This window comes from Ruegeria profundi, from assembly GCF_020171505.1.
Taxonomy (GTDB): domain Bacteria; phylum Pseudomonadota; class Alphaproteobacteria; order Rhodobacterales; family Rhodobacteraceae; genus Ruegeria; species Ruegeria profundi.
The window spans coordinates 800,060-824,498 of record NZ_JAIUZS010000003.1 but is presented as its reverse complement, the minus strand read 5'-3'; the positions used below and the strand labels follow the sequence as shown (position 1 = coordinate 824,498).

Here is a 24,439-nt window from a genome sequence, read left to right as displayed (position 1 = left end):
GCATCCCCCCGCGGACCGTCATGCAGGTTTTGAAAAACACGACCACCCCACTCCGCCGCCACTGGCGGTTCCAACACTTGAAACGAACGGTGGAACCATGCGCTGCATGATTGCTGATCTCCACCTGTCCCGCCGATAGGAGACCCCGATGCAACCTTCCGACAAGGCGCTTGTGCCTTTTGTATCCGTCGATAACATGATGCGGCTTGTGCATCACGTTGGGGTCGAACAGATGATCACCCAGATCGCCGCCCAGATCGAATCCGACTTTAAGCGGTGGGAAAGCTTTGACAAAACTCCGCGTATCCCTGCGCATTCGCCGCACGGCGTGATCGAGCTTATGCCCACGTCAGACGGCGAAGCCTATGGTTTCAAATACGTCAACGGCCATCCGAAGAACACGTCCGAAGGTTTGCAGACCGTGACCGCATTTGGCCTGCTGGCTGATGTTTATACCGGCTATCCCACCCTTCTGACCGAAATGACCATGCTGACCGCACTGCGCACAGCCGCGACATCGGCGCTGGTCGGAAGCTATCTGGCGCCCAAGTCCTCAACGGTCATGGCGATGATCGGCAACGGTGCCCAGTCAGAGTTTCAGTGTCTCGCCTTCAAAGCAATGTGCGGGATCAAAACGGTGCGCCTGTACGACACTGACAGCAACGCGACCAAGAAATGCGCCGCAAACCTTCAGGGAACGGGGCTGACCGTCGTCTCCTGCTCAACCCCGGAAGAGGCGATTGAGGGCGCGCATATCATCTCAACCTGCACGGCTGACAAAAAATACGCAACGATCCTGACCGACAACATGGTTGGCCCCGGGGTGCACATCAACGCCATCGGCGGCGACTGTCCGGGCAAGACTGAGTTGCACAAGGATATCCTTCTGCGGTCGGACATCTTTGTCGAATATCCAGAACAGACACGGATCGAAGGCGAGATTCAGGCATTAGATGACGATCACCCGGTGACCGAGATGTGGAAGGTCATGACCGGTCAAGCCGAAGGGCGTCGCGATGATCGCCAAATCACCCTTTTCGACAGCGTCGGCTTTGCGATCGAGGATTTTTCGGCCCTTCGTTACATCAAGTCCGCAATCGAAGGCACTGATTTTTATGAGCCATTGGACATGCTGGCCGACCCCGACGATCCACGCGACCTGTATGGGATGCTGATGCGGGCAAGCTGAAAAGACCCGCAAATGGCAGTACTTAGCCCCCGGCCCATCGCCGGGGGCTTTTTCTATCCGGCCAATGACGGCAGGTAAAGAACGATGCCAGGGAACGCCACAAGCAAAGCAATGGTGACACCATCCGCGATAAAGAACGGTGTCACACCTTTGAACACGTCTTGAACGCTCAGATCCGGGCGAACGCCGGCAACTACGAAGCAGTTCAGACCGATGGGCGGCGTGATCAAACAGAACTCGGCCATCTTCACAACCAGAATGCCGAACCAGATCGCACACATCGGGCCTGACATACCAAAAGTGCTTTCTGCGGCGCTGACTGTCTCGCCTCCGTTCAGGGCCATAACTGCCGGATAGACAACGGGCAGCGTCAGCAGCAGCATTCCGATAGCGTCCATGAACATACCCAGCACTGCATAGGCCAGAAGTATGCAGATCAGGATCAACATTGGCGCCATTTCCAATGACGTGATCCAGTCCGAAAAGGCCCCCGGCAAATCAGCAAAGCCCAGAAAGCGCACATAGATCAGCACGCCCCAGATGATCGAAAAGATCATCGCGGTCAGCTTAGCAGTTTCCAGCAGGGCGGATTTCAACTCGGTCCAGCGCATTCCGTGGAAAACGGCAAAGCAGAAGACAATAAAAGCACCGATTGCGCCGCCTTCTGTTGGGGTACCCCACGCTTTTTCACCGAACGGGTTGTAGACAAAGCAGATGATGATCAGGATAACGGCAACGATCGGCAATGCACCGGGCAACGAGGCAAAGCGCTGTTTCCATGTAAAGCCTGTGACCGGAGGGCCAACAGTTTTGAAAAAGACCGCGATGCCAACGATCAGCAGCCCGTAGATAACTGCCGAAAACGCTCCGGGAATGAAGCCCGCCAACAAAAGCTTTCCTACATCCTGCTCAACAATGATGGCATAAATCACAAGAATGGCCGAAGGCGGGATTAGCGAGGCCAGCGTCCCACCGGCAGCAACGACCCCGGCTGCGAATTGCTTGTTATACCCGACCTTGAGCATTTCCGGGATAGCGATCCGGGCAAAGACGGCCGAAGTTGCCACCGACGCGCCGGATACCGCGGCAAACCCGGCCGTTGCGAACACGGTCGATACAGCTAATCCCCCCGGCACCCACGCCACCCAGCGTTTTGCGGCCTCGAATAGCGCGCGGGTGAGACCTGCGTAATAGGCTAGGTACCCAATCAGGATAAAGGTCGGGATGAGGCTGAGCGTATGGGCGGCTACTTTCGAATGCGGCACCTGCCCCGCCGTTTTGACAGCGACTGTCAGAGCCTTGCCGAAGCGATCCGGCTCGTATCCGAACTTGGCCCAAAATATCCAGATCAGCCCAATAAGTCCGGCAAGACCAGCTGCAAAAGCCACCCGCATGCCCGTGACAACCAAAACCAGAAGACCGCCTGTGACCCACAGGCCAATGTCTATCGTGTCCATGCGTTAGTCCTGCCCTTCGAATTGTTCTGCCTCGGCAGCGGCTTGCGCCACCGCATCCTGGATCAGTGGTACGGCCACCGGGTTCTCCAGACCCAACACAAAGGCGCGGCCATAACCCCAGATCTGCAGCATGAGGCGCGCGCACAGAACCGAAAACGCCACCGGCGCCAGCAGCTTGGCAGGCCAGAGTGGGATACCGATGTCGATTGAACTGTCGCGACTCCACATGGGGGCGCCAAAGTCGAACGACCGGTCGAAGTGGGACCAACTGCCCCAGACCAGCGCCAGCATGAGCACAAGGATCAAGATCACCGAGATCAGTTCGAACAGCCAAAGCGCGCGGCCGTGCAAACGCGCGATCATGATGTCCATGCGGATATGCCCACCGCTGCGCTGTACATAAGAAATACCCAGAAAGGCTATCAACGGCATGGCCTGTTCAATCCAGTCCACATAGCCGGGTAAAGGTGCATTGATCGCATTACGCCCGCTGACGGAAACAACGGCAAGCACCATCAGGCCAAAAACGGCCAGACCGCTGATCAATGCCAAAAACTGCTCTAACTTCAACAAGTGACGATCCAGCCGACTGAGGAGGCTGTCGTCTTCAAGCACCGTGGCCTGTCCTGCCATTCCGGTGATCCCCTATTTTGTATTGGTGTTCGGGTGCCCGGTCAGGCACCCGAAGCCGGCTATCAGTTTCCGCCGCGTTGCTGCTTTAGCGTGGTTTGTACAAGATCGTACAGATCCTGCGCCGGAAGTCCCTGTGCGGACATTTCCGCGATCCACTGCTCGCGGATCGGGTCGGCTGCCTTGGTCCGGAACTCTTGCAGTACGGCCTCGTCGATTTCCACCTTCTTCACGCCTTTTTCGGTCAGAACGCCGTCCCACTGTTCAAGCAAGCCACCATAATTGGCAAGATAGTGGTCAATCGCTTCGTCAATGGAACTATCAAGTGCTTCACGATGCTCAGCCGGTAGCGACTCATACGCATCGATATTCACAACGACCGGACAATTAACCGTGCCGGGGTTCAGGTTGGCGGTCCACCAATCGGCCTCGTTGATGGTGCCGAATGACAGGTGAGCGTGCTGCGCAAAAGCAACTGTATCGACGACGCCCGATTCCATCGCGTTGAAAGCTTCGGTTGCAGGGACCGAGGTCGGCACGCCGCCGACCGCTTCAAATGCCTGGCCCAGACCACCCGTGGCGCGAACCCGCATTCCTTCGAACTCTGCCAGTTCATCACGGGGTTCGCCGGTGCCCACCAAGTTATACTGCGGCATCGGCGAGGTCATAATGATGCGCGCATTCCACTGCGCCATTTCATCCTTAACCGCTGGGTGGTCATAAACCGCATGGCTGACCGCCACTTCCTCTTCCAGGGTGTTTACGCCCAGAAACGGCAGCTCAAGCACGGTGATCGCGCGGTTCTTGTCGCGATGATACCCAGCGCAGAATTGCGCCATTTCGAAAGCGCCAATCTCAATCCCGTCAAGGTTCTCGCGCGGCTTCGACAGGCCGCCATAGCTGACGTTGATTGTAAAATCGCCATTGGTTTTTTCACTGACCAGTTCCGCCAGCTTTTCGACATGCTCGGTAAATGCGCGCCGCTTACCCCAGACCGATGCATTCCATTCGGTTGCCGCGGCCTCGGACACGAATGCAACGCTTACGGCGGCGACAGCAGCACCGCTGAACAATTTGTTCATCATGATTTCTCCCTTTTTTGCGCTTCTTACATAAACGCTTGGGATAAGGCTAGCGCCAACATCGAAACCTGCCAACCCCAGACAAGGATGTCCAAGCAGGGTGTCTGCCAGCGCTAACAACCAAAAGATGAGTCAGGGATGTAAAAAATCCAAGCTTAAGGTTGCCAAATTCGCACTTGGAAGCATAACATCCATGTGATTGTTTTTTATTATTTTTTTAACCTATTTAGAAATTAGTTTACACTTTTTTACAGTGGGATAAAATTTCTTTACAAATAAAACCAAGGATATCGGTAATTTATTTCATTGTTTTCAGAACTGCTTATTATCCTCGTCGGGGAGGATACGGGTCGACATCGCCCGTTCCGCGGGCAAGATTCGGCCCAGTGAAATGAAGTCAAGAGGGAGGAGCCTCAGTATGACAACCGCTGCCCAGGCAGATTCTAAAGTGTATCCGCCATCCGCCGAAACCGCTGCACGCGCCCATGTAGATGCTGAAAAGTACAGTGAAATGTACAAGGCCTCAATCGAAGACCCTATTGCGTTCTGGGGTGAACAAGGCAAGCGGGTAGATTGGATCAAGCCCTACAACCAGGTAAAGGATGTCAGCTACGAATTTGGTTCGGTCGGTATCAATTGGTACGCCGATGGTACGCTGAATGTGTCCGCCAACTGCCTGGATCGTCACTTGGAAACACGCGGCGATCAGACCGCGATCATCTGGGAGCCGGATGACCCAAATGACGAAGCCCAGCACATTACCTATGCCGAGCTTCACCGTCGCACCTGCCGGATGGCGAACATCCTTGAGTCCCTTGGCGTGCGTAAAGGTGACCGGGTTATCATATACCTTCCGATGATCCCCGAGGCCGCGTACGCGATGTTGGCCTGCGCTCGGATTGGCGCAATTCACTCCATCGTTTTCGCCGGCTTTTCCCCGGATGCGCTGGCCGCTCGTGTGAATGGTTGTGATGCCAAGGTTGTCATCACCGCAGATGAAGCCCCGCGCGGTGGCCGCAAGACACCGCTGAAATCCAACGCGGACGCGGCTTTGTTGCACTGCAAAGACACCGTAAAGTGTTTGGTGGTCAAGCGTACTGGCGGTCAGACAACGTGGGTCGACGGTCGCGACTACGACTACAACGAAATGGCGCTTGAGGCGGATGACTACAGCGCACCTGCCGAGATGAACGCCGAAGATCCCCTGTTTATTCTTTATACCTCGGGCTCGACCGGTCAGCCGAAGGGTGTCGTGCATTCCACAGGCGGGTATCTTGTTTATGCCGCCATGACGCACGAGATCACCTTCGACTATCATGACGGTGACGTTTATTGGTGCACTGCGGATGTCGGCTGGGTCACTGGGCACAGCTACATCGTCTATGGTCCGCTGGCGAACGGTGCGACCACGGTGATGTTCGAAGGCGTCCCGACATATCCGGATGCCTCGCGCTTCTGGCAGGTCTGCGAAAAGCACAACGTGAACCAGTTCTACACCGCGCCGACTGCGATCCGCGCGCTTATGGGTCAGGGTAATGAATTCGCCGAGAAATGTGATCTGAGCGATCTGCGCACGCTTGGCACCGTGGGTGAGCCGATAAACCCCGAAGCCTGGACTTGGTACAACGAGGTTATCGGCAAAGGCAAATGCCCCATCGTCGACACGTGGTGGCAAACAGAAACCGGCGGTCACCTGATGACCCCCCTGCCCGGCGCACACGCGATGAAGCCGGGTGCCGCGATGAAGCCATTCTTTGGCATTGAGCCAGTCGTTCTTGACCCGCAATCAGGTGTCGAAATCGAAGGCAACGGGGTTGAGGGCGTTCTGTGCATCAAAGACAGTTGGCCCGGTCAGATGCGAACTGTTTGGGGTGATCATGAGCGGTTCGAAAAGACCTATTTCTCGGATTACAAAGGTTACTACTTCACGGGTGACGGATGCCGCCGTGACGAGGATGGCGACTATTGGATCACCGGGCGCGTGGATGACGTGATCAACGTCTCAGGCCACCGTATGGGAACCGCCGAAGTGGAAAGCGCACTTGTGGCGCATGCCGCCGTGGCCGAGGCCGCCGTTGTCGGATACCCGCACGAAATCAAGGGGCAAGGTATATATTGCTACGTCACCTTGATGAATGACCGTGAACCTTCGGACGACCTTGTGAAAGAGCTACGCACCTGGGTTCGGACGGAAATTGGCCCGATTGCCAGCCCGGACGTGATCCAATGGGCCCCCGGCCTGCCCAAGACCCGTTCCGGCAAAATCATGCGTCGTATTCTGCGCAAGATTGCTGAAAACGACTTTGGCGCCCTGGGTGACACGTCGACACTGGCCGATCCTTCGGTGGTCGAAGATCTGATCGAAAACCGTGCGAACAAGTGAGGATGTGATGGACGCTGCCACGACCATATCTCCTGCCGTTCTGATCCTTCTCGGCCCTCCGGGTGCCGGGAAGGGCACGCAAGCTCGGATGCTTGAAGACAAGTTCGGACTGGTTCAACTCAGCACCGGCGATTTGCTGCGCGAAGCTGTCGCGGCAAAGACCGAAGCTGGCAAAGCCGCCAAGGCCGTGATGGAGGCCGGTGAACTTGTCAGTGATGAGATCGTCATCGCCATCCTGCGCGACCGTATGGCCCAGCCGGATTGTGCAAAAGGCGTCATTCTGGATGGATTCCCGCGCACCACCGTACAGGCCGAGGCGCTGGACGACCTGCTGGCTTCGTCCGGTCAAAAAATCAACTCTGCCATCAGCCTCGAGGTTGAAGATGCGGAAATGGTGATCCGCATCTCGGGTCGCTATACCTGCGCCGGCTGCGGTGAAGGATATCATGACAAGTTCAAGCTGCCGGTGGAAGACGGCAAGTGCGACAAGTGCGGCCACACCGAATTCAAGCGCCGTGCGGATGATAACGCAGAGACAGTCGCATCCCGACTGACCGCGTATCACGCACAGACCGCTCCGCTGATTGACTATTACAAAGCCCAAGGCGTTCTGAAAGGCATTGATGCCATGGGCCAGATCGATGACATCGCCCGCGACCTGCAAGGGGTTGTGCGCGAGGTTATGACCTAAGGGGAGGAGACGAGCCGCAAGGCTCTGCTCCAACAACAGAATACTTCAATGGACCCGCCTTGGCGGACCAGAGAAGTTTTGCCTGACGTCACGGGGCGTTTGGCACATTCGAGAAGCGGTCCGACGCACTGGAGGAGTTGGGCAAGGACTGCCAAACGAGAACAAGGAGGAACCCGCAATGGCGGATCAATCAACAAACTCCGCGCAGACTGCCGAGGCCGACAAGGGCTATTGGCAGGCCAACCTGCGTCTCATCTACATCAGCCTCGCGATCTGGGCGCTGGTGTCGTTTGGATTCGGCATCCTGCTGCGTCCGTTGCTATCGGGCATCGCCATAGGCGGTACTGATCTGGGCTTTTGGTTCGCTCAGCAAGGATCAATCCTGGTCTTTCTGGTGCTGATCTTCAACTACGCCTGGCGCATGAACAAGCTGGACGCCGAACACGGCGTGGATGAGGAGTAAACCCAATGGACCAGTTTACCATCAACCTGCTGTTTGTTGGCGCATCCTTTGCGTTATACATCGGCATTGCGATCTGGGCCCGCGCGGGTTCCACATCGGAATTCTACGCCGCCGGTCGCGGCGTTCATCCCGTCACAAACGGTATGGCGACAGCGGCGGACTGGATGTCTGCGGCCTCGTTCATCTCGATGGCGGGCTTGATCGCCTTTACCGGCTATGACAACTCAACCTTCCTGATGGGTTGGACCGGCGGCTACGTGCTGCTGGCTCTGCTGCTTGCGCCTTACCTGCGTAAGTTTGGCAAATACACCGTCTCGGAATTCATCGGCGACCGTTTTTACAGCCAGACCGCACGTATCGTTGCGGTAGTCTGTCTGATCGTCGCGTCGGTGACCTACGTTATCGGTCAGATGACCGGTGTGGGCGTGGCCTTTGGCCGCTTCCTTGAGGTGTCCAACACATCCGGACTGCTGATCGGTGCCTGTGTGGTGTTTGCCTACGCGGTGTTCGGCGGGATGAAAGGCGTGACCTATACTCAGGTCGCTCAGTACTGCGTGCTGATCACAGCCTACACCATCCCGGCGATCTTCATCTCGCTGCAACTGACCGGCACGCCTGTTCCGGCGCTTGGCCTGTTCAGCGACACGGCCAGTGGTGAGCCTTTGCTGACCAAGCTGGACGCGATCGTGACCGAGCTGGGCTTTGCGGAATACACAGCACACCACGCAAACACGCTGAACATGGTTCTGTTCACGCTGTCGCTGATGATCGGTACGGCCGGTCTGCCGCACGTGATCATGCGCTTCTTCACCGTGCCGAAAGTGTCTGACGCCCGCTGGTCCGCTGGCTGGACGCTGGTTTTCATCGCGCTGCTGTACCTGACCGCCCCTGCGGTTGGCGCAATGGCCCGTTTGAACATCACCGACATGATGTGGCCCAACGGCGGCATTGAAGGTGGTGCGGTTGCTGTCGAAGATATCGACAATGATCCGCGTTACGACTGGATGAAGACGTGGCAGAAAACCGGTCTGCTCGACTGGGAAGACAAGAACGGCGACGGCAAAATCCAGTACTACAACGATCAGAATGCCGACCTGCAGGCGATCGCTGAAGAGAAAGGTTGGGCCGGAAACGAGCTGACCAATTTCAACCGTGATATTCTGGTTCTGGCCAACCCCGAGATTGCCAACCTTCCCGGTTGGGTGATCGGTCTGGTCGCTGCTGGTGGTCTTGCGGCTGCTCTGTCAACCGCTGCGGGCCTGTTGCTGGCGATTTCGTCGGCTGTGTCGCACGACCTTGTCAAAGGTGCGATCAACCCGCAGATCTCGGAAAAGGGAGAGCTTCTGGCCGCTCGTATCGCGATGGCCGTGGCAATCGTTGTCGCAACCTACCTGGGTCTGAACCCACCGGGCTTTGCGGCGCAAACAGTGGCCTTGGCCTTCGGTCTGGCGGCTGCCTCGATCTTCCCGGCGCTGATGATGGGGATCTTCTCGACCCGCATCAACAACACCGGTGCGGTCTGCGGTATGCTGGCTGGTCTGGTCGTGACCCTGGTCTACATCTTCCTGCACAAAGGCTGGTTGTTCATTCCGGACACCAACTCGTTCACCGATGCTGACCCACTGCTGGGTCCGATCAAGTCGACCTCGTTCGGCGCTATCGGTGCGATGATCAACTTTGCAGTCGCATATGTTGTCGCCGGTATGACCAAAGAGACTCCGCAGGAGATCAAGGAACTGGTCGAAAGCGTCCGTATTCCCCGTGGCGCGGGTGCAGCTCAGAATAAATGAGCATGATGCGGCATATGGATAACCTCCAAGTGCCGCGTTTTTCGACCAACTTTTCCCGCCCGGCATTCCACCGGGCGGGATTTTTCCACCAGAAGCCAAGGATCGACTGATGCCTTTGTCCCATGACCAGATCACCCGGTTTCTGAAATCCGTACACCCGTACGACGCCCTGCCGCCCGAAACGCTGGACGATCTGGCAAAACAGGTCGAGGTGTGGGAGGTCGACGAAGGTTTCCCTGTCTACGAGCTTGGCAACACTCTGCCCGGCCTGTTTGTGATTTACGAAGGACAGGTGCAGATCACGGATGAAAACGGCGCTGTTGTTTCGCAACTGGGCCTGCGAAATTCCTTTGGCGAGCGCGGCCTGATGAAAGACGGCAAAGCCGCCACCCACGCACATGCGCACACGCCATCTGTGCTGATGGTGCTGCCCCCCAATGTGGTGCGCGGGTTAATCGACGACCATGACGTCGTCGCCAAGTTTTTCAACCGAACACGAGGCGACCGGGTCAGCCCCCAAAGCCTTGCAACCAGTTCGATCGACGTGCTGATGGCGCATAACCCGGCCACCTGCCCGCCTTCTTTGCCTGTAAACGAGGCCGCGCGACTGATGCGCGACCGCCATATCTCGTCACTATGCGTGACCGAAAGCGATGGCCTGCTGGGTATAGCAACCCTGCGTGACATATCAGGAAAATACGTGGCGGATGGGATGCCTGCGGGTACTCCGGTTTCGGAAATCATGACGCCAAACCCTATCACGCTATCTCCGTCTGATATCGGCTCGGACGTTCTGCACGTGATGATGGAGCGTGGGATTGGTCACATACCGATCTGTGAGGGCGGCAAGCTGATTGGGATCGTGACGCAGACTGACCTGACGCATTATCAAGCTGTGAACTCGGCCGAGTTGGTGCGCCGGATCGCACATGCAAATTCGGCGGATGAAATGGCGCAGGTTACTGCAGAGATTCCGCAGCTGTTGGTACAACTGGTCGCTGGCGGGAACCGGCACGAAATCGTCACTCGCCTGATTACCGACATCGCGGATACCGCCACCCGCCGTCTGCTTGCCTTGGCTGAACAGAAACTTGGCCCGCCGCCGGTGCCGTATCTTTGGCTGGCTTGCGGCTCACAAGGACGGCAGGAACAGACCGGAGTCTCGGATCAGGACAACTGCCTGATGCTGGATGACAGCGTGACCGAAGGCGACATGGCCTATTTCACGGATCTGGCGAAATTTGTTTCCGACGGGTTGGACACTTGCGGATATTTTTACTGTCCCGGAGACATGATGGCGACCAATCCGCGTTGGTGCCAGCCACTACGCGTTTGGCGCGACTATTTCAGCGGCTGGATCGCGAAACCCAATCCCGAAGCTCAGATGCTGGCGTCGGTGATGTTCGATCTGCGTCCAATCGGTGGCGCGTTCGAACTGTTCGAAGACCTTCAGGCCGACACGCTGGCGGCGGCCAATGCGAACTCGATCTTCGTGGCGCACATGATTTCAAACTCGTTGAAGCATACTCCGCCACTTGGCCTGCTGCGCGGGTTCGCAACTATCCGGTCGGGTGAGCATCGCAACACGCTGGACCTCAAGCACAATGGCGTTGTGCCTGTCGTCGATCTAGCCCGCGTCTACAGCCTGCAGGGACAACTGACCGAGGCCAATACGCGCGCCCGTTTGAAAGCTGCCGAAGCGGCAAATGTCCTCAGCCCGTCCGGTGCGCGCGATCTGCTGGATGCTTATGATCTGATAGCAGAAACACGGCTGGAACATCAGGTGAGGCTGGTAAAGTCCGGTGAAAAACCCAACAACTATCTTCCGCCATCCGCTTTGTCGGACTTTGAGCGAAGTCATCTACGCGACGCTTTCGTTGTTGTAAAAACGATGCAATCTGCCGTGGGCCATGGCAAAGGTATGCTGGGCTAGGCAAGAAAATAAACGGGTGTAATCGCCCGTAACTCGGAGAGATATATGTTTCTGGAACTGATCGGCACAATCTTTGCGGGCTTTGCCTTTGCCGGAGTGGCCATGCTGGTGAACAAACTGACGGGCGGTCGCCTGCCCCGCTGGTCAGCGCCTGTCGCCGCGGGGTTGGGCATGATCGGAGTGACGATCGCCAGTGAGTATTCCTGGTACGACAGAACAGTCGAGGCCCTGCCCGAAGGTATGGAAATTGTGCAGGAGGTCGAAAGCAAAGCCTTCTATCGCCCTTGGACCTATGCGGTGCCTTTCGTCAATCGCTTCGCTGCAGTCGACACGGTGTCTGTTCAGACCAATGAACAAGTTCCGGAACAAAGGCTTGTGGACATGTACTTTTTTGGTCGTTGGGCGCCTGTCGAGAAACTTCCGATTGCTGTTAACTGCGCCACAAATAGCCGCGCCAGTCTGGCGGACGGGGCAGAATTCGGCGACGATGGCGGGATAGTGAACGCCGACTGGCTGAGTGTCAGTGCCCACGACCCAATCATCGAGGTCACCTGCGGAGTGTAACATGCTAAACCGGTTAAGCCTGCGCGTACGCATTTTTCTGTTCTTCTGCCTTTTGGCCGTAGGTGCGCTTGCCGTTAGTTCTGTTGCACTTTGGATCAGTTACCTGCGCGTCGCTGACCCATCCCTTGTCAATGCGTTCATCATGGCCGAAATCCTGATGGGATTTGGGTTCATCGCCCTGATTATCGCTGTTTGGCTTCTGTTTGACGACAATGTTGCGAAACCCATCGAACGCTTGTCAGCACAATTGCGCGCGCGTGCTCATGCTGGTGTCAGCACGGATGTCGATACGCAAGCCGCACGCTATCTGGGCGATCTTGCGCCTGCTGCGGCGGGGTTGGCCGAGCAACTTTCTGGTAAAACCCTAGATGTCGCCCAAGCCGTTGCAGCCGAAACCGCCTATCTGACAGCCGAAAAAAAGAGACTGACGGCGCTGCTGACCGAGATACCTGTGGCGATGGTTCTCGCCAGTCCGACGCATAGGATCGTCCTTTATGACGGGCAGGCCGCCGGTGTTCTGGCCCAGATCGCGCATCCTCGTCTGAACGCGTCTTTGTTCGAATACTTGCAGCGCGGACCATTGGAGCAGGCCCACAAGAAACTGTCGAAGTCTGGGTTTGAAGTCGACTGTACGCTCACCAGCGTCGACGGTGCGCAGACCTATTCCGCGCGGATGAAGCCGTTGGGCGATGCGCCCGGTTACTTGCTGATATTTGACGAGAGCGCGGTGAATATCTCACCCGAAGAAGCGCGGCCGCTAGTTTACGACTTTGACCTGTTGAACAGCACGGACGGAGGCCAGTTCGAATCCCTCGCGTTGCAGGAACTGTGCTTTGTGGTGTTCGACACTGAAACCACAGGGCTGCTGCCGCACAAGGATGAGATTGTCCAGATCGGAGCGGTTCGGGTCGTCAATGGGCGCATTGTCGAAGGCGAACATTTAGACATGCTGGTCGATCCCGGTATGCCGATCCCGCCAGCCTCGACCAAAGTCCATAAAGTCAGCGACCATATGGTTCAGGGTGCGCCGGATATTGTCGAGGCAGGTCGTACCTTCCATCAGTTCGCCCGGGATGCGGTGATCGTCGCTCATAACGCACCATTCGACATGGCCTTTTTGCGGCGCCACGCCAAGCGGATGGAGGTCGAATGGGATCACCCCATTCTGGACACGGTTCTGTTGTCTGCGGTTCTTTTTGGGGCCAGCGATAAACACACATTGGATGCCTTATGCGCTCGGCTTGAGATCACCATTCCGAATGAGTTGCGGCATACGGCGCTGGGTGATGCTGTTGCGACGGCGCAAGCCCTGGTCAAGATGCTGCCAATGCTGCAAGCCCGCGGCATGGCGACCTTTGGAGCCGTCGTCGAAGCGACCCGCCAGCATGGCCGCCTGCTGGAAGACATGAATTAGACATCGACACATTCAACTGTGTTGTCAGCTTTTCATGGACAAACTTCGCAAGTCGTGGCACCTGAGTCACGACGACTGCAAGAGCGTAAAATGACAGAAAAAAACTTCACCCCCACACCGGATCAAGTCAGCTCTTATCGCGAGGCTCTGGGGTGCTTCGGAACCGGCGTTACGGTAATTACGACGGATACGGGGAATGGGCCACGCGCGATTACCGTGAACTCTTTTTCGTCGGTGTCGCTGGACCCGCCATTGGTATTGTGGTGCTTGGCCAAGGATTCCCATCGCTTTAACTCTTTCAACGCGTGTCAGCACTATTCAATTCACGTGATGGCCGAGGATCAGCAAGAACAGGCACTACAGTTCGCCCGCGATGGGCTGGACTTCTCGCATATGGATTGGGCGTTGGATCACAAAGGGCGTCCGCAATTGACCGAATGCCTCGCGCGGTTTGACTGCAAGCTACACGCCAAACACGAGGCCGGTGATCACCTGATCATTATTGGTGAGGTGGAACGCGTGATGTACCGCAAGGGCAAAGGCCTGATTTTCAAACGCGGCCAGTTCGGCGGGTTCGCGGACCAGATTTAACCCTCACTCATCGGCCGAGCCGTGAACGGCCAGCGCCTCAAGCTGGGTTTCTTGCGGTGTGATGATCCGGAATGCCTCATGAACGCCGGTTTCGGAGAGCTCCCGCGCCACGGTCAGCAACGTGTTCGGCGCGTGTTCCTCACACAGATCGCACATTTGCGCCACTTCCGCCTGTGCAACTCCTAACGCGGCCTCCACTGAGGGCGCGCCGTAGAATTGCACAAAGTGCTCGGCAAGGTTTTTCGTGACCTGATCCAGTTCGGCCTCTTCAATCTGCGTAACCGCGACAAATGTTACACGTCCGAAGGTTTCGACACCAAGCCAGCCATTCGAAAAGGCCTGTCGCGCTTTACCTTCCAGATCGGCCTGCCCCCAATTCGAGAACTCGAACCCGCCCGAGATGCACCACTCGCCGGTTCGCGCCGGAGAGTGAAACACGTTCATATCGCTTTCGTCGAAATGGATCGCTCGGGCCAGTTTCATCATCAGTTCTCCAACAATTCGGTCAGTGGCCGCAGTCTGGTCTGTGAACCGTCACGGATCAACATTCCGAACCGTTCGTCCGTACCGAGGAAGACGCCCCCCTCATACGGTTCACCCACACCCTGCAACAGCCCCATCCATTCGCCATGCAATGGGGCATTGCCATCCTCTTGCCAGCGGTTGAGCCAAGTCAGCATATGGCGCGACCAGCTTTCGACCAACTGCACAGCAGAGACATCGGCACAGCCTTCGTCGTAAAGTGCTGTCACATCGGGCGTTTTCCCCGGATCTCCGCCTGTTTGCAGCAATGCCAGCTCCCAGCCGACGACCAGCCAATCAGGCTCGATCTGAGGATCGGTGGTCGACGCGGCGACGTGGAACATCCCACATTTCGCACCGTTCACATAGATCAGACCATCCCACCCCAGATGTACGGCAACCTCGGGTGGCGCCAATGCACCCAGTGCGTTCTGAAAACCAACGGCACATAGCGGCAACATCACCATGGCGTCCTGCAAAGGCACTTCGGGCGCAAAGACGATGGCGGCGCGGAGGTGGTCGGCCTGAATGTTATAGACAACTGTACCGCCATCGCAGCCAAGCGCCGCCATGGCCTGCGCACGCTCGAACGGGTCCTCTCCACCCTGCGCGGGATGGCCCATCAACAAGGGAGGAAAGACCGGTTTGTTCATGCGTTGCCCTTGGCAATCAGATCGCGGGCGATTTTACGGAATGCCTCGGCCTGCGGGCTGTCGGGCTTTGTGACCACGATGGGGGCACCTCCGTCGGCGGCCAGACGAATGTCCAAATGCAGCGGAATTTCCCCCAACAATGGAACGCCCAGCGCCTCAGCTTCGGACGCAACGCCTCCGTGACCAAAGATATGCTCTTCATGCCCGCAGTTCGAACAGATATGGGTCGACATGTTTTCGATCATTCCAACAATCGGCGTTTTCAGCTGGTTGAACATGTCGATCCCTTTGCGGGCGTCGATCAGGGCCACGTCCTGCGGGGTTGAAACGACAATGGCGCCATCCACCTTGAATTTCTGGCTCAACGTCAACTGGACATCACCAGTACCGGGCGGCAGGTCCACGATCAGCACATCCAGCGCGCCCCATTGTACCTGCTTCATCATCTGTTGCAGCGCACCCATCAGCATTGGGCCACGCCAGACTACCGCCTGCCCTTCGTTGGTCATCAGGCCCATCGACATCATCGTCACGCCATGATTACGCAGCGGTAGTATCGTCTTGCCATCAGGGCTGGCCGGACGGCCCGAGACCCCAAGCATACGAGGCTGCGACGGGCCATAAACATCCGCGTCCAACAGACCGACGCGCCGTCCTTCGGCCGCCAAGGCGCAGGCAAGGTTGGCCGAGACGGTCGACTTACCAACGCCGCCCTTGCCCGACGCAACAGCAATAATCCGATCAACACCCGGCACAGCCTGCGGTCCGGTTTGCGAAGGTTTTGGTTTGGGTTTCAAATCCGGCGGTGCCTTGTCGGAATGCGCAGTCATCATCGCGGAGACGTTGGCCACGCCTTCAACCATCTGCGCGGCTTGTTCCGCAGCGGCCCGTACGGGTTCCATACGCTCGGCCTGTTTCGGGTCGATCTCCAGCACAAACCGCACGGTGCCGCCGTCCACGTTCAACGCACGTACAACACCCGCACTGACGATATCCTGACCAGAGACAGGATCGGTGATCTTTTTCAGGTTTGCCAGAACCGTGTCCCGAACACTCATGCCTTTACCCCGTTCGTCTGCCCAACCTTGTGGCTGATTTTCATTGCATGTGTCTCCGTCTTTTTCTGTTCAATTGACGCATTTGGGGCCGGGCCGCTAGATTAGGCCATGCGCTTTGTCCTTTTGTGCCTGACCCTGACGCTCTCTGCCACCCCCTCTTTGTCGCAAGAGGCACTGGGGCTTGCCGCCCCGGCTGAGGTGAAAGAGTCCGGTCTGTTGCAACATATTCTTCCACGCTTCTCGCTCAAGACCGGGATACGCGTTATTGCGGATGATGCGGGTGTTTTGGTGTTGGAAACGGCTCCTCCGGGTGATCCGGTCTTTGCACGCGCCGGTGTGGTCTATCACCTGCGGATTGAAAGTGACGCCCGGCATGAGAGATTCCGCGATTGGCTGTTGTCCGATATCGGCAAGAATACGGTTGAAAGCTTTGCGCCGGAAAAAGGCGCACCCTTCTCTGCCAGCTTCGAAGTCGCAGCGACCCAGCAGGAAACCGCTATCGATGGCGATGCACTCCGGGGTGAGGAATTGTCGATGGCCCATTGCGGACGGTGTCACGTGATAGGCCCAAGGAACCGGATGAACGGGCTGGGCTCAACCCCCTCTTTCGCAGTGCTGCGCGCGATGCCGGATTGGTCCGAACGGTTTGAAGCCTTCTTTGCCCTTAACCCCCACCCCGCCTTTACGCAGATCGACGGGTTGACGCCGCCTTTCGACCCCGAGCGCCCCTCACCCATCCATCCGGTCCAAATGACCTTGGAAGAGCTTGAGGCGATTCTGGCTTTTGTGTCGGTTATCAAGGCGGCTGAACTCGGTGCCCCGCTACAGCTTCAGTGATCCTTTCTGTCTGAGAAGTAGTCTTCGGTCGTGACGACCTTGGGCTTCGGTTTTGATTGAAACGGGTTGTCGTCGTGCTGGAACTGCACTTTCACGCGGCAGTTGTCGCACATCTGGATCATCCGCGCTTGTTCTGAGGTGGCGAACATCGGATGCGTGCCCGACAGCTTTTCCATGATCCGCTCGATCGTGGACTTCACCCCGAACAGGGCACCGCATTCCACGCAGGCAAAAGGTTCCTCCTCGTTCAGAACCTGCTGCGACAATGCGGCGTCGCTGAGATCCAGTTGCGGAACTAAAGAGATCGCATCCTCGGGACAGATGCCCTTGCACAAACCACATTGCAGACAGGCATCCTGCTGAAAGTTCAGTTGCGGTTTGTCCGGGTTGTCTATCAACGCGCCGGATGGGCACAGCGAGACACAGCTCAGGCACAGCGTGCAGGCATCGGTATCTACCGAAATGGCTCCATAGGGCGCGTTTTCTGGCAGCGGCAAGGGCGCATCTGCCTGAGGGTTCAGCGCCTGCGCCGACAGCCGCGTGATTTGTCGGCGATTGCCCAACGGCAAGACTGGATCGGCCAAGGGTAGTGGTACGTCCTGCGCATACAACAATTCTGACATTGCATCCGGGTCGGCCTCATCAATCAGCCCTATCCCGTACGGTCCTGCAATCGCCTGCGCAAGCGCCAGCTCTTGGTTCAGCGCGTCGCGTTCAGTGGTCGGGGCCAACAGAATGTCGACACGTGCAAAGCCGTGGGCCAGCGCGGCCAGCATTTCGGCGTGACCAAATCCCGAGATCACGCTCAGCTCCAACGGGATGACGTCTGCCGGCAGGCCGCGCCCAAACCGTGCGACAAGCCGGATCATCTCGGCCCCGTGTGCATCATGCACCAGCAACCGAGGCGCTTCGCCCCCTGCGCGCCGATACGTGCGTGCCAAAATATGCATCCGCGACAGAACGGCGGAAACGGGCGGGTCTTCGTAGGTGATAGCAGTTGAGGGGCACAGTGCCGCGCAGGCTCCGCATCCGGCGCACACCATAGGGTCGATCGACACGTGCTCACCCGCCGGGGTGATTGCACCCGTCGGGCAAATATCCAGGCAATTGGTGCAGGCAACTTGTTCGGCACGGGAATGCGCGCAGAACGTCTCTTCCAACCGAACGTAAAGCGGCTTTTCGAACGTGCCGACCAGTTGGACCGCCTGGAACGCAAGACGCTCGACCGCGACCAAATCTTTTGGATCGGCGCGCAAATACCCCTCGCGCTTGGCGGGGGCCTGAACGAACGGAGTGCCACCGGTCAGGTCAAGAACCATGTCGCAGGAGGAAAGCGCGCCATCGCGCGGTTCCGACCAGCCGAAGGCCCCGCGACCGCCCGGTTCAAGCTGCTGCAATCCATCAAAACGCAATGAGAACCCACCCAGCGCACCGCTCACTGACCGCAACTGCCCTCGCACCACATCAAAGTTGCGCGTGATCGGCTGTGCATTGTCAGTCACCAGCACTGTAACGGCCAGCGTATCAGACAGCCTCTTGGCTAGTTCAAAGGCCGGTTCACCGGGGCCAACAATAAAGCAGGTGCCTTCGCTTACAACATCAACGCTGCGCGTGATTGGCTGAGGCAGCAATGCCTCGGCAGTCAGGGCGGCCATCTTGGGGGCTGCTGCGCTGTCCTGCTCAGACCACCCGGCACGGTCGCGCAGATCCACAAAGGCTGGCGGGTCGACTTCCAGTTCGTTGGCAAGGGTGCGGAACACATCTTGCTCCTGACCGCAGGCGATAAGAACTTGCTCTTCCTCTTGCAAGGCTTGTGACACTAACCCCAGCTGATCGGTGCATAGTGCCGTATGCAGTTTGGAGCATTCAACATCGCAGGAACCTGCAATCCGGTCGCCGTCTACGGTTTGACTGCCTGCGCAATCACAAAGCAATAGTTTGGTACCCATTTCCTCCCCCGGACACATTCCCTATGCTTTGCACATTAAACCGTATTGGCACTCAGGCAATCCGCTTGGCATCATTCATTGATGAATTTGTGAATTACGAAACCAGTTCCCGACAATTGAAGTAAGGAACAGACATTAAAATATTATGTTTCAAAAGAATTCATGCTTGGCACAAAGCCGAATTGTGTACCATAGTGGACGCAAGGGAAGGCAGGGGAGAGCCTTTCGGGGAGGAGCCAGTGGCCAAGGCCGCAAGCCAGATCGAAATGCCAATCGGCGTCGTCGTGCGCAAAACACCTGGTGTCACCCGCTGGGCCAAATGGAACTGGCGTGCCGTAGCGGTATTACCGGGCGCCGGACCGGCAGACTGGCGTGAATTACGCCGTGAAGGTGACGCGGTGGAATACCATGCCGCCACCCTGCCCCTGACACTTTGGGCGGATGAAACCGAAGCCTATATGGTCAACCTCTCTGACGGCAAACCCTCAATCTATCTGGTTCTGCGCGACGCGCTGGATGGTGAACGTCCGATGGATGCGGTCCTTGTTACGGCATCCCCGTTCGAAGGGCAGGACTATGCCGATACCGGGGAAGAGATAGTCGAGAAAATCCCGATGACCGACGGCCTGATCGCCTGGGTCAGGGATTTTGCGCTGGAACATCACCGAGACGAAGTTTTCGTCAAACGCCGCCGTGACAAAAAACGAACCGATCTTGTGGAAGATGGCAAGGGGGACGCCCGTATCCGGCAGGCCTCAGACGTTTACCGCGCTCCTCGGAGGATCGCGCAATGACCCAAGCCCACGACTTCTGGTCCCGCCGCAAGGCCGCCGTTCAGGCCGAGGCCGAAGCCGAAGTGATCGCGGCCGAAGACCAAGCCATTGCCGCACAACAGGCCGAGTTTGAGGAAAAAAGCGACGCCGAGATATTGGCTAAGTTCAACCTGCCCGATCCCGATCAGTTGCAAGCCGGGGATGACGTCTCGGGCTTTATGGCCAAGGCTGTGCCGGACCGCCTGCGCCGCCGCGCACTGCGGCGTTTGTGGCGGCTGAACCCGGTTCTGGCCAATGTCGACGGGCTGGTCGATTACGGCGAAGATTATACCGACGCTGCGTGCGTGATCGAAAATATCTCTACGGCCTATCAGGTCGGCAAAGGCATGCTGGCCCATATCGAAGCGCTAGCGGCGCAAGCTGAAGAAGAACAGCCGGAAGAAGACACAGCCGAGCCGGACGCGGACCCCGAGTTGCTGGAAGAGCCCAGCCCGACGCCCGTTGTTGTCGCTGTGGCTGAGGACACCGAAGAGGTTGAACTGGCCCCTACCCCACGTCGCATGAAATTCGAGTTTGAAGGATAGCCTTATGACCGCAAACAACGCGCAACAACTTGATGTCTCATCCGAGGATCGCCTGCGCGCGGATTTCTACAACTTTCTTGGACTTCTTCTGGCTGCCCCGCCGGATCAGATGCTGCTGGATCAGGTCGCTGGCCTGACTGGTGACGATACTGATCTGGGGCAGGCCATTCAGGCCATGGCGCGTGTGGCAAAAGTCACCAAACCCGCCGCTGCGGAACGTGAGTTCAACGCGCTGTTCATTGGACTGGGACGTGGCGAGCTGTTGCCCTATGCCAGCTTTTACCTGACCGGCTTTCTGAACGAAAAACCCTTGGCGCAGCTGCGCAAGGACATGGCCGCACGCAGTATCACGCGGGCCCAAAACGTGTTCGAGCCAGAGGACAATATCGCCTCATTGATGGAGATGATGGCGGGCATGATCGTTGGCCGCTTTGGTGTGCCTGCCACATTGGCTGATCAAAAGGCGTTCTGGAACAAACATATCGGCCCGTGGGCCACGCATTTCTATGCGGATCTGGAAGCAGCCGAAGCATCGGTTCTTTACGCATCTGTCGGCACGGCCGGTCGGGTGTTCATGGAGATCGAGCGCGAGGCGTTTCGAATGACGACAGCCTGAACCGCTGTCATTCGCCGGCGCCTTTTTGGGCGTCAAACTGCAAATGGGAAAGGAGATGCCCATGAGCAAGACCAAGGAAGAAGGCGCCACGCGCCGCGACTTCCTCAAACTGGCCGGAACCGCAGCACCCGCTGCCGTTGCCGCCGCCAGCCTGACCGGACAGGCCGAAGCAGCCGAACTGCCTACGGACGAAACCCGGATGCAGGACACCGCGCACACGCGCGCATACCTCGACAGCGCCCGGTTCTGACCCGGACGTTGTCACACCCGGCAGACGGTTGCGATTGGCCCTGACGTCGGCATCAACAGCACCAAGCCAGCCATGCAGGTCATGGCCAGCAAGGGAGGAGAAAAATGCTTAGGAAAAAGACCAACGGGGTTGCGAGACGCCCCCAGCGGACAAGTATCCTGTCCCAAATCGGCGAGAAAACCGTCGATCGCCGCGCATTCCTGCGTGGCTCGGGCCTGACGATTGGCGGCCTTGCCGCGATCAGCGCCACGGGTGGAACCGTGACACAGGCCAATGCCGCCGCCACAGCCACCGGCGCGGTCAACCTAGTGAAATCGGTTTGCACGCATTGTTCTGTCGGTTGCACCGTGGTTGCCGAAGTGTCGAACGGCGTATGGATCGGTCAGGAGCCGGGCTGGGACAGCCCGTTCAATTTGGGTGCGCACTGCGCCAAGGGGGCCTCGGTTCGCGAACACGCCCACGGCGAGCGCCGCCTGAAATACCCGATGAAAAAAGAAGGCGGAGAGTGGAAACGCATCAGCTGGGAAGAGGCGATCAACGAGATCGGCGACGGCATGATGAACATCCGCCAGGAATCCGGACCAGACAGCGTGTACTGGTTGGGGTCTGCAAAGCACAACAATGAACAGGCCTATCTGTTCCGCAAGTTCGCCGCTTATTGGGGCACGAACAACGTGGACCACCAGGCCCGGATTTGCCACTCAACCACGGTTGCGGGTGTTGCGAATACATGGGGCTACGGCGCCATGACCAACAGCTACAACGACATCCATAACTCAAAGGCGATCTTCATCATCGGCGGCAACCCGGCCGAGGCGCACCCCGTCTCGCTGCTGCATGTTCTGCGCGCGAAAGAGCAGAACAACGCACCGCTGATTGTTTGTGACCCGCGCTTTACGCGCACCGCGGCGCATGCGGATGAGTATGTCCGGTTCCGTCCCGGCACAGATGTTGCCCTGATCTGGGGAATGCTGTGGCACATCTTCGACAACGGTTGGGAGGACAAAGAGTTCATCCGCACCCGTGTCTGGGGAATGGACCAGATCCGCGAAGAGGTCGCCAACTGGACGCCAGAAGAAACCGAGCGCGTGACGGGTGTACCCGGTTCACAACTGAAGCGCGTAGCGCGCACTTTGGTGAACAATCGCCCCGGCACAGTGATCTGGTGCATGGGTGGCACGCAGCACACAAACGGGAACAACAACACCCGCGCCTACTGCGTTCTGCAACTTGCACTTGGTAACATGGGCACGTCTGGCGGTGGCACCAACATCTTCCGCGGCCACGACAACGTGCAGGGCGCGACGGACCTTGGTGTTCTGTCCCACACCCTGCCCGGCTACTATGGCCTGTCAAAAGGGGCTTGGGCCCATTGGGCACGCGTCTGGGGTGAAGACCCAGAATGGTTGGCTGGTCAGTTCGCTTCGATTAAAGACAAAGACGGCAAGGACAAGCCGCTTCAGAACGAACGCGGCATTCCCGTGTCTCGTTGGATCGACGGTGTTCTGGAAGACCCGGCAAACATGGACCAGGACAACAACGTTCGTGCCATGGTTCTGTGGGGTCACGCTCCGAACTCGCAAACGCGAGGACCGGAGATGAAGACGGCGATGGAGAAGCTGGACATGCTGGTCGTAATCGACCCGTATCCCACCGTCTCGGCCGTTCTGCATGACCGCACCGATGGCGTCTACCTCTTGCCCGCCTGTACGCAGTTCGAAACCCGTGGCTCGGTCACGGCCTCGAACCGGTCGCTACAATGGCGCGATAAAGTGGTCGAACCGCTGTTCGAAAGCCTGCCGGACGAGGTCATCATGGCCAAATTCGCAAACAAGTTCGGCTGGGCGGATCGTTTGTTCCGCAATATCGAGATGGAGGACCCCGAGACCCCGAATGTTGAAAGCATCACGCGTGAGTTCAACAGCGGCCTCTGGACCATCGGCTATACAGGCCAATCGCCGGAACGTCTGAAAAGTCACATGGCCAATCAGCACACGTTCGACAGAACCACGCTGCAGGCTGTTGGCGGTCCGAATGACGGCGAATACTACGGCCTGCCCTGGCCCTGCTGGGGAACACCGGAAATGGGTCATACAGGGACACCGAACCTTTATGATATGTCCAAACCGGTGGCCGAAGGTGGCCTGACCTTCCGCGCGCGCTTTGGCGTGGAACGCGATGGTGACAACCTGTTGGCCGAAGGGGTTTATAGTGTTGGGTCGGAAATTCAGGATGGATATCCCGAATTCACGATGCAAATGCTGATGGACCTTGGCTGGGATGGAGACCTGACGGATGAGGAACGCGCGGCCATCGACGCCGTTGCGGGACCAGAGACCAACTGGAAAACCGACCTTTCCGGCGGTATCCAGAGGGTTGCGATCAAGCATGGCTGCGCGCCCTTCGGGAACGCCAAGGCCCGCGCGGTCGTCTGGACCTTCCCGGATCCGATCCCACTGCATCGCGAGCCGCTTTATACCAACCGGCGCGATCTGGTGGAGGACTATCCAACCTACGAAGACCGTCAGGCTTATCGCCTACCGACCCTTTATGCTTCGATCCAGAAGAACGACTTTTCAAAGGATTACCCGATAATCCTCACGTCAGGTCGTCTGGTCGAATATGAAGGCGGCGGGGATGAGACTCGGTCAAATCCATGGCTGGCTGAGCTTCAGCAGGACATGTTCGTCGAGATCAATCCGCGCGATGCCAACAACCTTGGAATTCGCGACGGATCACAGGTCTGGGTTGAAGGTCCGGAAGGAGGCAAGGTCAAGGTGATGGCGATGCTGACCAACAGGGTCGGTGCCGGCGTGGCCTTCATGCCATTCCACTTCGGTGGCCATTTCCAGGGCGAGGACCTGCGGGCGAAATACCCGAAAGGCGCCGATCCCTATGTGCTGGGTGAAAGCACCAACACAGCACAGACCTATGGCTACGATTCAGTGACCCAGATGCAAGAGACCAAAGCGACTCTGTGCAAAATCTGGGCAGCGTAAGGGAGGAAAAG

The 24,439-nt window shown here is 57.7% G+C and carries 22 protein-coding genes; 15 read left to right on the top strand and 7 right to left on the bottom strand.

What is annotated here, in order from left to right:
* The first annotated feature begins 148 nt into the window (after positions 1–148).
* Positions 149–1,189 (top strand): ornithine cyclodeaminase, encoded by a 1,041-nt coding sequence (locus tag LCM21_RS09970; protein WP_224890459.1) that lies wholly within the window; start codon positions 149–151, stop codon positions 1,187–1,189.
* 53 nt (positions 1,190–1,242) lie between these two features.
* Here the strand turns inward: LCM21_RS09970 and LCM21_RS09965 are convergent, their stop codons facing one another.
* The 3 genes from LCM21_RS09965 to LCM21_RS09955 all read right to left on the bottom strand — a co-directional run bounded on the left by LCM21_RS09965 (position 1,243) and on the right by LCM21_RS09955 (position 4,358).
* Entirely contained in the window at positions 1,243–2,646 is a 1,404-nt protein-coding gene (locus tag LCM21_RS09965) for a TRAP transporter large permease (RefSeq protein WP_224890458.1), read from the bottom strand.
* A 3-nt stretch (positions 2,647–2,649) separates the two neighbouring features.
* A complete protein-coding gene (locus tag LCM21_RS09960; protein ID WP_224890457.1) occupies positions 2,650–3,279 on the bottom strand; it encodes a TRAP transporter small permease subunit in 630 nt (209 codons plus the stop codon).
* 62 nt (positions 3,280–3,341) lie between these two features.
* Entirely contained in the window at positions 3,342–4,358 is a 1,017-nt protein-coding gene (locus tag LCM21_RS09955) for a C4-dicarboxylate TRAP transporter substrate-binding protein (RefSeq protein WP_224890540.1), read from the bottom strand.
* Between the two features lie 418 nt (positions 4,359–4,776).
* Here LCM21_RS09955 and acs point away from each other — a divergent pair, with 418 nt between their 5' ends.
* The 8 genes from acs to LCM21_RS09915 all read left to right on the top strand — a co-directional run bounded on the left by acs (position 4,777) and on the right by LCM21_RS09915 (position 14,187).
* Positions 4,777–6,741: an acetate--CoA ligase gene (acs, locus tag LCM21_RS09950; protein ID WP_224890456.1), complete on the top strand. Its 1,965-nt coding sequence runs from the start codon at positions 4,777–4,779 to the stop codon at positions 6,739–6,741.
* Positions 6,742–6,748: 7 nt separating this feature from the next.
* On the top strand, positions 6,749–7,432 hold the full coding sequence (locus LCM21_RS09945) for an adenylate kinase (protein WP_224890455.1): 684 nt from the start codon (positions 6,749–6,751) through the stop codon (positions 7,430–7,432).
* Positions 7,433–7,610: 178 nt separating this feature from the next.
* Positions 7,611–7,895, top strand: coding sequence for a DUF4212 domain-containing protein (locus tag LCM21_RS09940; protein ID WP_224890454.1), 285 nt, complete (start codon positions 7,611–7,613; stop codon positions 7,893–7,895).
* A 5-nt stretch (positions 7,896–7,900) separates the two neighbouring features.
* Entirely contained in the window at positions 7,901–9,685 is a 1,785-nt protein-coding gene (locus tag LCM21_RS09935; RefSeq protein ID WP_224890453.1) for a sodium:solute symporter family protein, read from the top strand.
* A 109-nt stretch (positions 9,686–9,794) separates the two neighbouring features.
* On the top strand, positions 9,795–11,618 hold the full coding sequence (locus LCM21_RS09930) for a DUF294 nucleotidyltransferase-like domain-containing protein (RefSeq protein WP_224890452.1): 1,824 nt from the start codon (positions 9,795–9,797) through the stop codon (positions 11,616–11,618).
* 45 nt (positions 11,619–11,663) lie between these two features.
* Complete coding sequence (locus LCM21_RS09925) at positions 11,664–12,182, top strand: hypothetical protein (RefSeq protein ID WP_224890451.1); 519 nt, start codon at positions 11,664–11,666, stop codon at positions 12,180–12,182.
* A 1-nt stretch (position 12,183) separates the two neighbouring features.
* Positions 12,184–13,596 carry a 3'-5' exonuclease gene (locus LCM21_RS09920; RefSeq protein ID WP_224890450.1) on the top strand — a complete coding sequence of 471 codons (1,413 nt, stop codon included), beginning with the start codon at positions 12,184–12,186 and terminating at the stop codon, positions 13,594–13,596.
* 90 nt (positions 13,597–13,686) lie between these two features.
* The gene (locus LCM21_RS09915; protein ID WP_224890449.1) at positions 13,687–14,187 is read left to right on the top strand and encodes a flavin reductase family protein; all 501 of its coding nucleotides are present in this window, start codon (positions 13,687–13,689) and stop codon (positions 14,185–14,187) included.
* A gap of 3 nt (positions 14,188–14,190) precedes the next feature.
* Here the strand turns inward: LCM21_RS09915 and LCM21_RS09910 are convergent, their stop codons facing one another.
* From LCM21_RS09910 to LCM21_RS09900, 3 genes are read right to left on the bottom strand one after another with little or no spacing between them, the layout of a single operon-like run.
* Positions 14,191–14,670, bottom strand: a complete 480-nt coding sequence (locus LCM21_RS09910; RefSeq protein WP_068335296.1) for a DUF6505 family protein — start codon at positions 14,668–14,670, stop codon at positions 14,191–14,193.
* Positions 14,671–14,672: 2 nt separating this feature from the next.
* Positions 14,673–15,362 (bottom strand): biotin/lipoate--protein ligase family protein, encoded by a 690-nt coding sequence (locus LCM21_RS09905; protein WP_224890448.1) that lies wholly within the window; start codon positions 15,360–15,362, stop codon positions 14,673–14,675.
* Positions 15,359–16,420, bottom strand: a complete 1,062-nt coding sequence (locus LCM21_RS09900; RefSeq protein WP_224890447.1) for an Mrp/NBP35 family ATP-binding protein — start codon at positions 16,418–16,420, stop codon at positions 15,359–15,361. Before LCM21_RS09900 ends, LCM21_RS09905 begins: the two co-directional genes overlap by 4 nt.
* A gap of 108 nt (positions 16,421–16,528) precedes the next feature.
* On the opposite strand from LCM21_RS09900, the gene LCM21_RS09895 reads away from it, so the two are divergent.
* On the top strand, positions 16,529–17,257 hold the full coding sequence (locus LCM21_RS09895) for a c-type cytochrome (protein WP_224890446.1): 729 nt from the start codon (positions 16,529–16,531) through the stop codon (positions 17,255–17,257).
* On the opposite strand, the gene LCM21_RS09890 is transcribed toward LCM21_RS09895, so the two are convergent.
* Positions 17,251–19,206 (bottom strand): 4Fe-4S binding protein, encoded by a 1,956-nt coding sequence (locus LCM21_RS09890; protein WP_224890445.1) that lies wholly within the window; start codon positions 19,204–19,206, stop codon positions 17,251–17,253. The genes LCM21_RS09895 and LCM21_RS09890 overlap by 7 nt on opposite strands.
* Positions 19,207–19,445: 239 nt before the next feature.
* Here LCM21_RS09890 and LCM21_RS09885 point away from each other — a divergent pair, with 239 nt between their 5' ends.
* From LCM21_RS09885 to LCM21_RS09865, 5 genes are all read left to right on the top strand, one after another.
* Entirely contained in the window at positions 19,446–20,000 is a 555-nt protein-coding gene (locus LCM21_RS09885; RefSeq protein WP_224890444.1) for a DUF3305 domain-containing protein, read from the top strand.
* Positions 19,997–20,563 (top strand): DUF3306 domain-containing protein, encoded by a 567-nt coding sequence (locus tag LCM21_RS09880; protein ID WP_224890443.1) that lies wholly within the window; start codon positions 19,997–19,999, stop codon positions 20,561–20,563. Before LCM21_RS09885 ends, LCM21_RS09880 begins: the two co-directional genes overlap by 4 nt.
* Before the next feature lie 4 nt (positions 20,564–20,567).
* Complete coding sequence (locus LCM21_RS09875; RefSeq protein ID WP_068334774.1) at positions 20,568–21,179, top strand: TorD/DmsD family molecular chaperone; 612 nt, start codon at positions 20,568–20,570, stop codon at positions 21,177–21,179.
* 61 nt (positions 21,180–21,240) lie between these two features.
* Positions 21,241–21,429, top strand: a complete 189-nt coding sequence (locus LCM21_RS09870) for a ubiquinol-cytochrome c reductase iron-sulfur subunit N-terminal domain-containing protein (protein ID WP_068334771.1) — start codon at positions 21,241–21,243, stop codon at positions 21,427–21,429.
* A 104-nt stretch (positions 21,430–21,533) separates the two neighbouring features.
* Positions 21,534–24,428 carry a formate dehydrogenase subunit alpha gene (locus tag LCM21_RS09865; RefSeq protein WP_224890442.1) on the top strand — a complete coding sequence of 965 codons (2,895 nt, stop codon included), beginning with the start codon at positions 21,534–21,536 and terminating at the stop codon, positions 24,426–24,428.
* Positions 24,429–24,439 lie beyond the last annotated feature (11 nt).

What these genes read in the sequence shown, in the direction of transcription:
- LCM21_RS09965 (WP_224890458.1), bottom strand. Translation starts at nt 2,646, where the DNA reads ATGGACACGATAGACATTGGCCTGTGGGTCACAGGCGGTCTTCTGGTT.
- LCM21_RS09935 (WP_224890453.1), top strand. Translation starts at nt 7,901, where the DNA reads ATGGACCAGTTTACCATCAACCTGCTGTTTGTTGGCGCATCCTTTGCG.
- LCM21_RS09940 (WP_224890454.1), top strand. Translation starts at nt 7,611, where the DNA reads ATGGCGGATCAATCAACAAACTCCGCGCAGACTGCCGAGGCCGACAAG.
- LCM21_RS09895 (WP_224890446.1), top strand. Translation starts at nt 16,529, where the DNA reads ATGCGCTTTGTCCTTTTGTGCCTGACCCTGACGCTCTCTGCCACCCCC.
- LCM21_RS09955 (WP_224890540.1), bottom strand. Translation starts at nt 4,358, where the DNA reads ATGAACAAATTGTTCAGCGGTGCTGCTGTCGCCGCCGTAAGCGTTGCA.
- LCM21_RS09970 (WP_224890459.1), top strand. Translation starts at nt 149, where the DNA reads ATGCAACCTTCCGACAAGGCGCTTGTGCCTTTTGTATCCGTCGATAAC.
- LCM21_RS09920 (WP_224890450.1), top strand. Translation starts at nt 12,184, where the DNA reads ATGCTAAACCGGTTAAGCCTGCGCGTACGCATTTTTCTGTTCTTCTGC.
- LCM21_RS09900 (WP_224890447.1), bottom strand. Translation starts at nt 16,420, where the DNA reads ATGAGTGTTCGGGACACGGTTCTGGCAAACCTGAAAAAGATCACCGAT.
- LCM21_RS09880 (WP_224890443.1), top strand. Translation starts at nt 19,997, where the DNA reads ATGACCCAAGCCCACGACTTCTGGTCCCGCCGCAAGGCCGCCGTTCAG.
- LCM21_RS09890 (WP_224890445.1), bottom strand. Translation starts at nt 19,206, where the DNA reads ATGGGTACCAAACTATTGCTTTGTGATTGCGCAGGCAGTCAAACCGTA.
- LCM21_RS09905 (WP_224890448.1), bottom strand. Translation starts at nt 15,362, where the DNA reads ATGAACAAACCGGTCTTTCCTCCCTTGTTGATGGGCCATCCCGCGCAG.
- LCM21_RS09930 (WP_224890452.1), top strand. Translation starts at nt 9,795, where the DNA reads ATGCCTTTGTCCCATGACCAGATCACCCGGTTTCTGAAATCCGTACAC.
- LCM21_RS09910 (WP_068335296.1), bottom strand. Translation starts at nt 14,670, where the DNA reads ATGAAACTGGCCCGAGCGATCCATTTCGACGAAAGCGATATGAACGTG.
- LCM21_RS09915 (WP_224890449.1), top strand. Translation starts at nt 13,687, where the DNA reads ATGACAGAAAAAAACTTCACCCCCACACCGGATCAAGTCAGCTCTTAT.
- LCM21_RS09870 (WP_068334771.1), top strand. Translation starts at nt 21,241, where the DNA reads ATGAGCAAGACCAAGGAAGAAGGCGCCACGCGCCGCGACTTCCTCAAA.
- LCM21_RS09875 (WP_068334774.1), top strand. Translation starts at nt 20,568, where the DNA reads ATGACCGCAAACAACGCGCAACAACTTGATGTCTCATCCGAGGATCGC.
- LCM21_RS09865 (WP_224890442.1), top strand. Translation starts at nt 21,534, where the DNA reads ATGCTTAGGAAAAAGACCAACGGGGTTGCGAGACGCCCCCAGCGGACA.
- acs (WP_224890456.1), top strand. Translation starts at nt 4,777, where the DNA reads ATGACAACCGCTGCCCAGGCAGATTCTAAAGTGTATCCGCCATCCGCC.
- LCM21_RS09925 (WP_224890451.1), top strand. Translation starts at nt 11,664, where the DNA reads ATGTTTCTGGAACTGATCGGCACAATCTTTGCGGGCTTTGCCTTTGCC.
- LCM21_RS09945 (WP_224890455.1), top strand. Translation starts at nt 6,749, where the DNA reads ATGGACGCTGCCACGACCATATCTCCTGCCGTTCTGATCCTTCTCGGC.
- LCM21_RS09960 (WP_224890457.1), bottom strand. Translation starts at nt 3,279, where the DNA reads ATGGCAGGACAGGCCACGGTGCTTGAAGACGACAGCCTCCTCAGTCGG.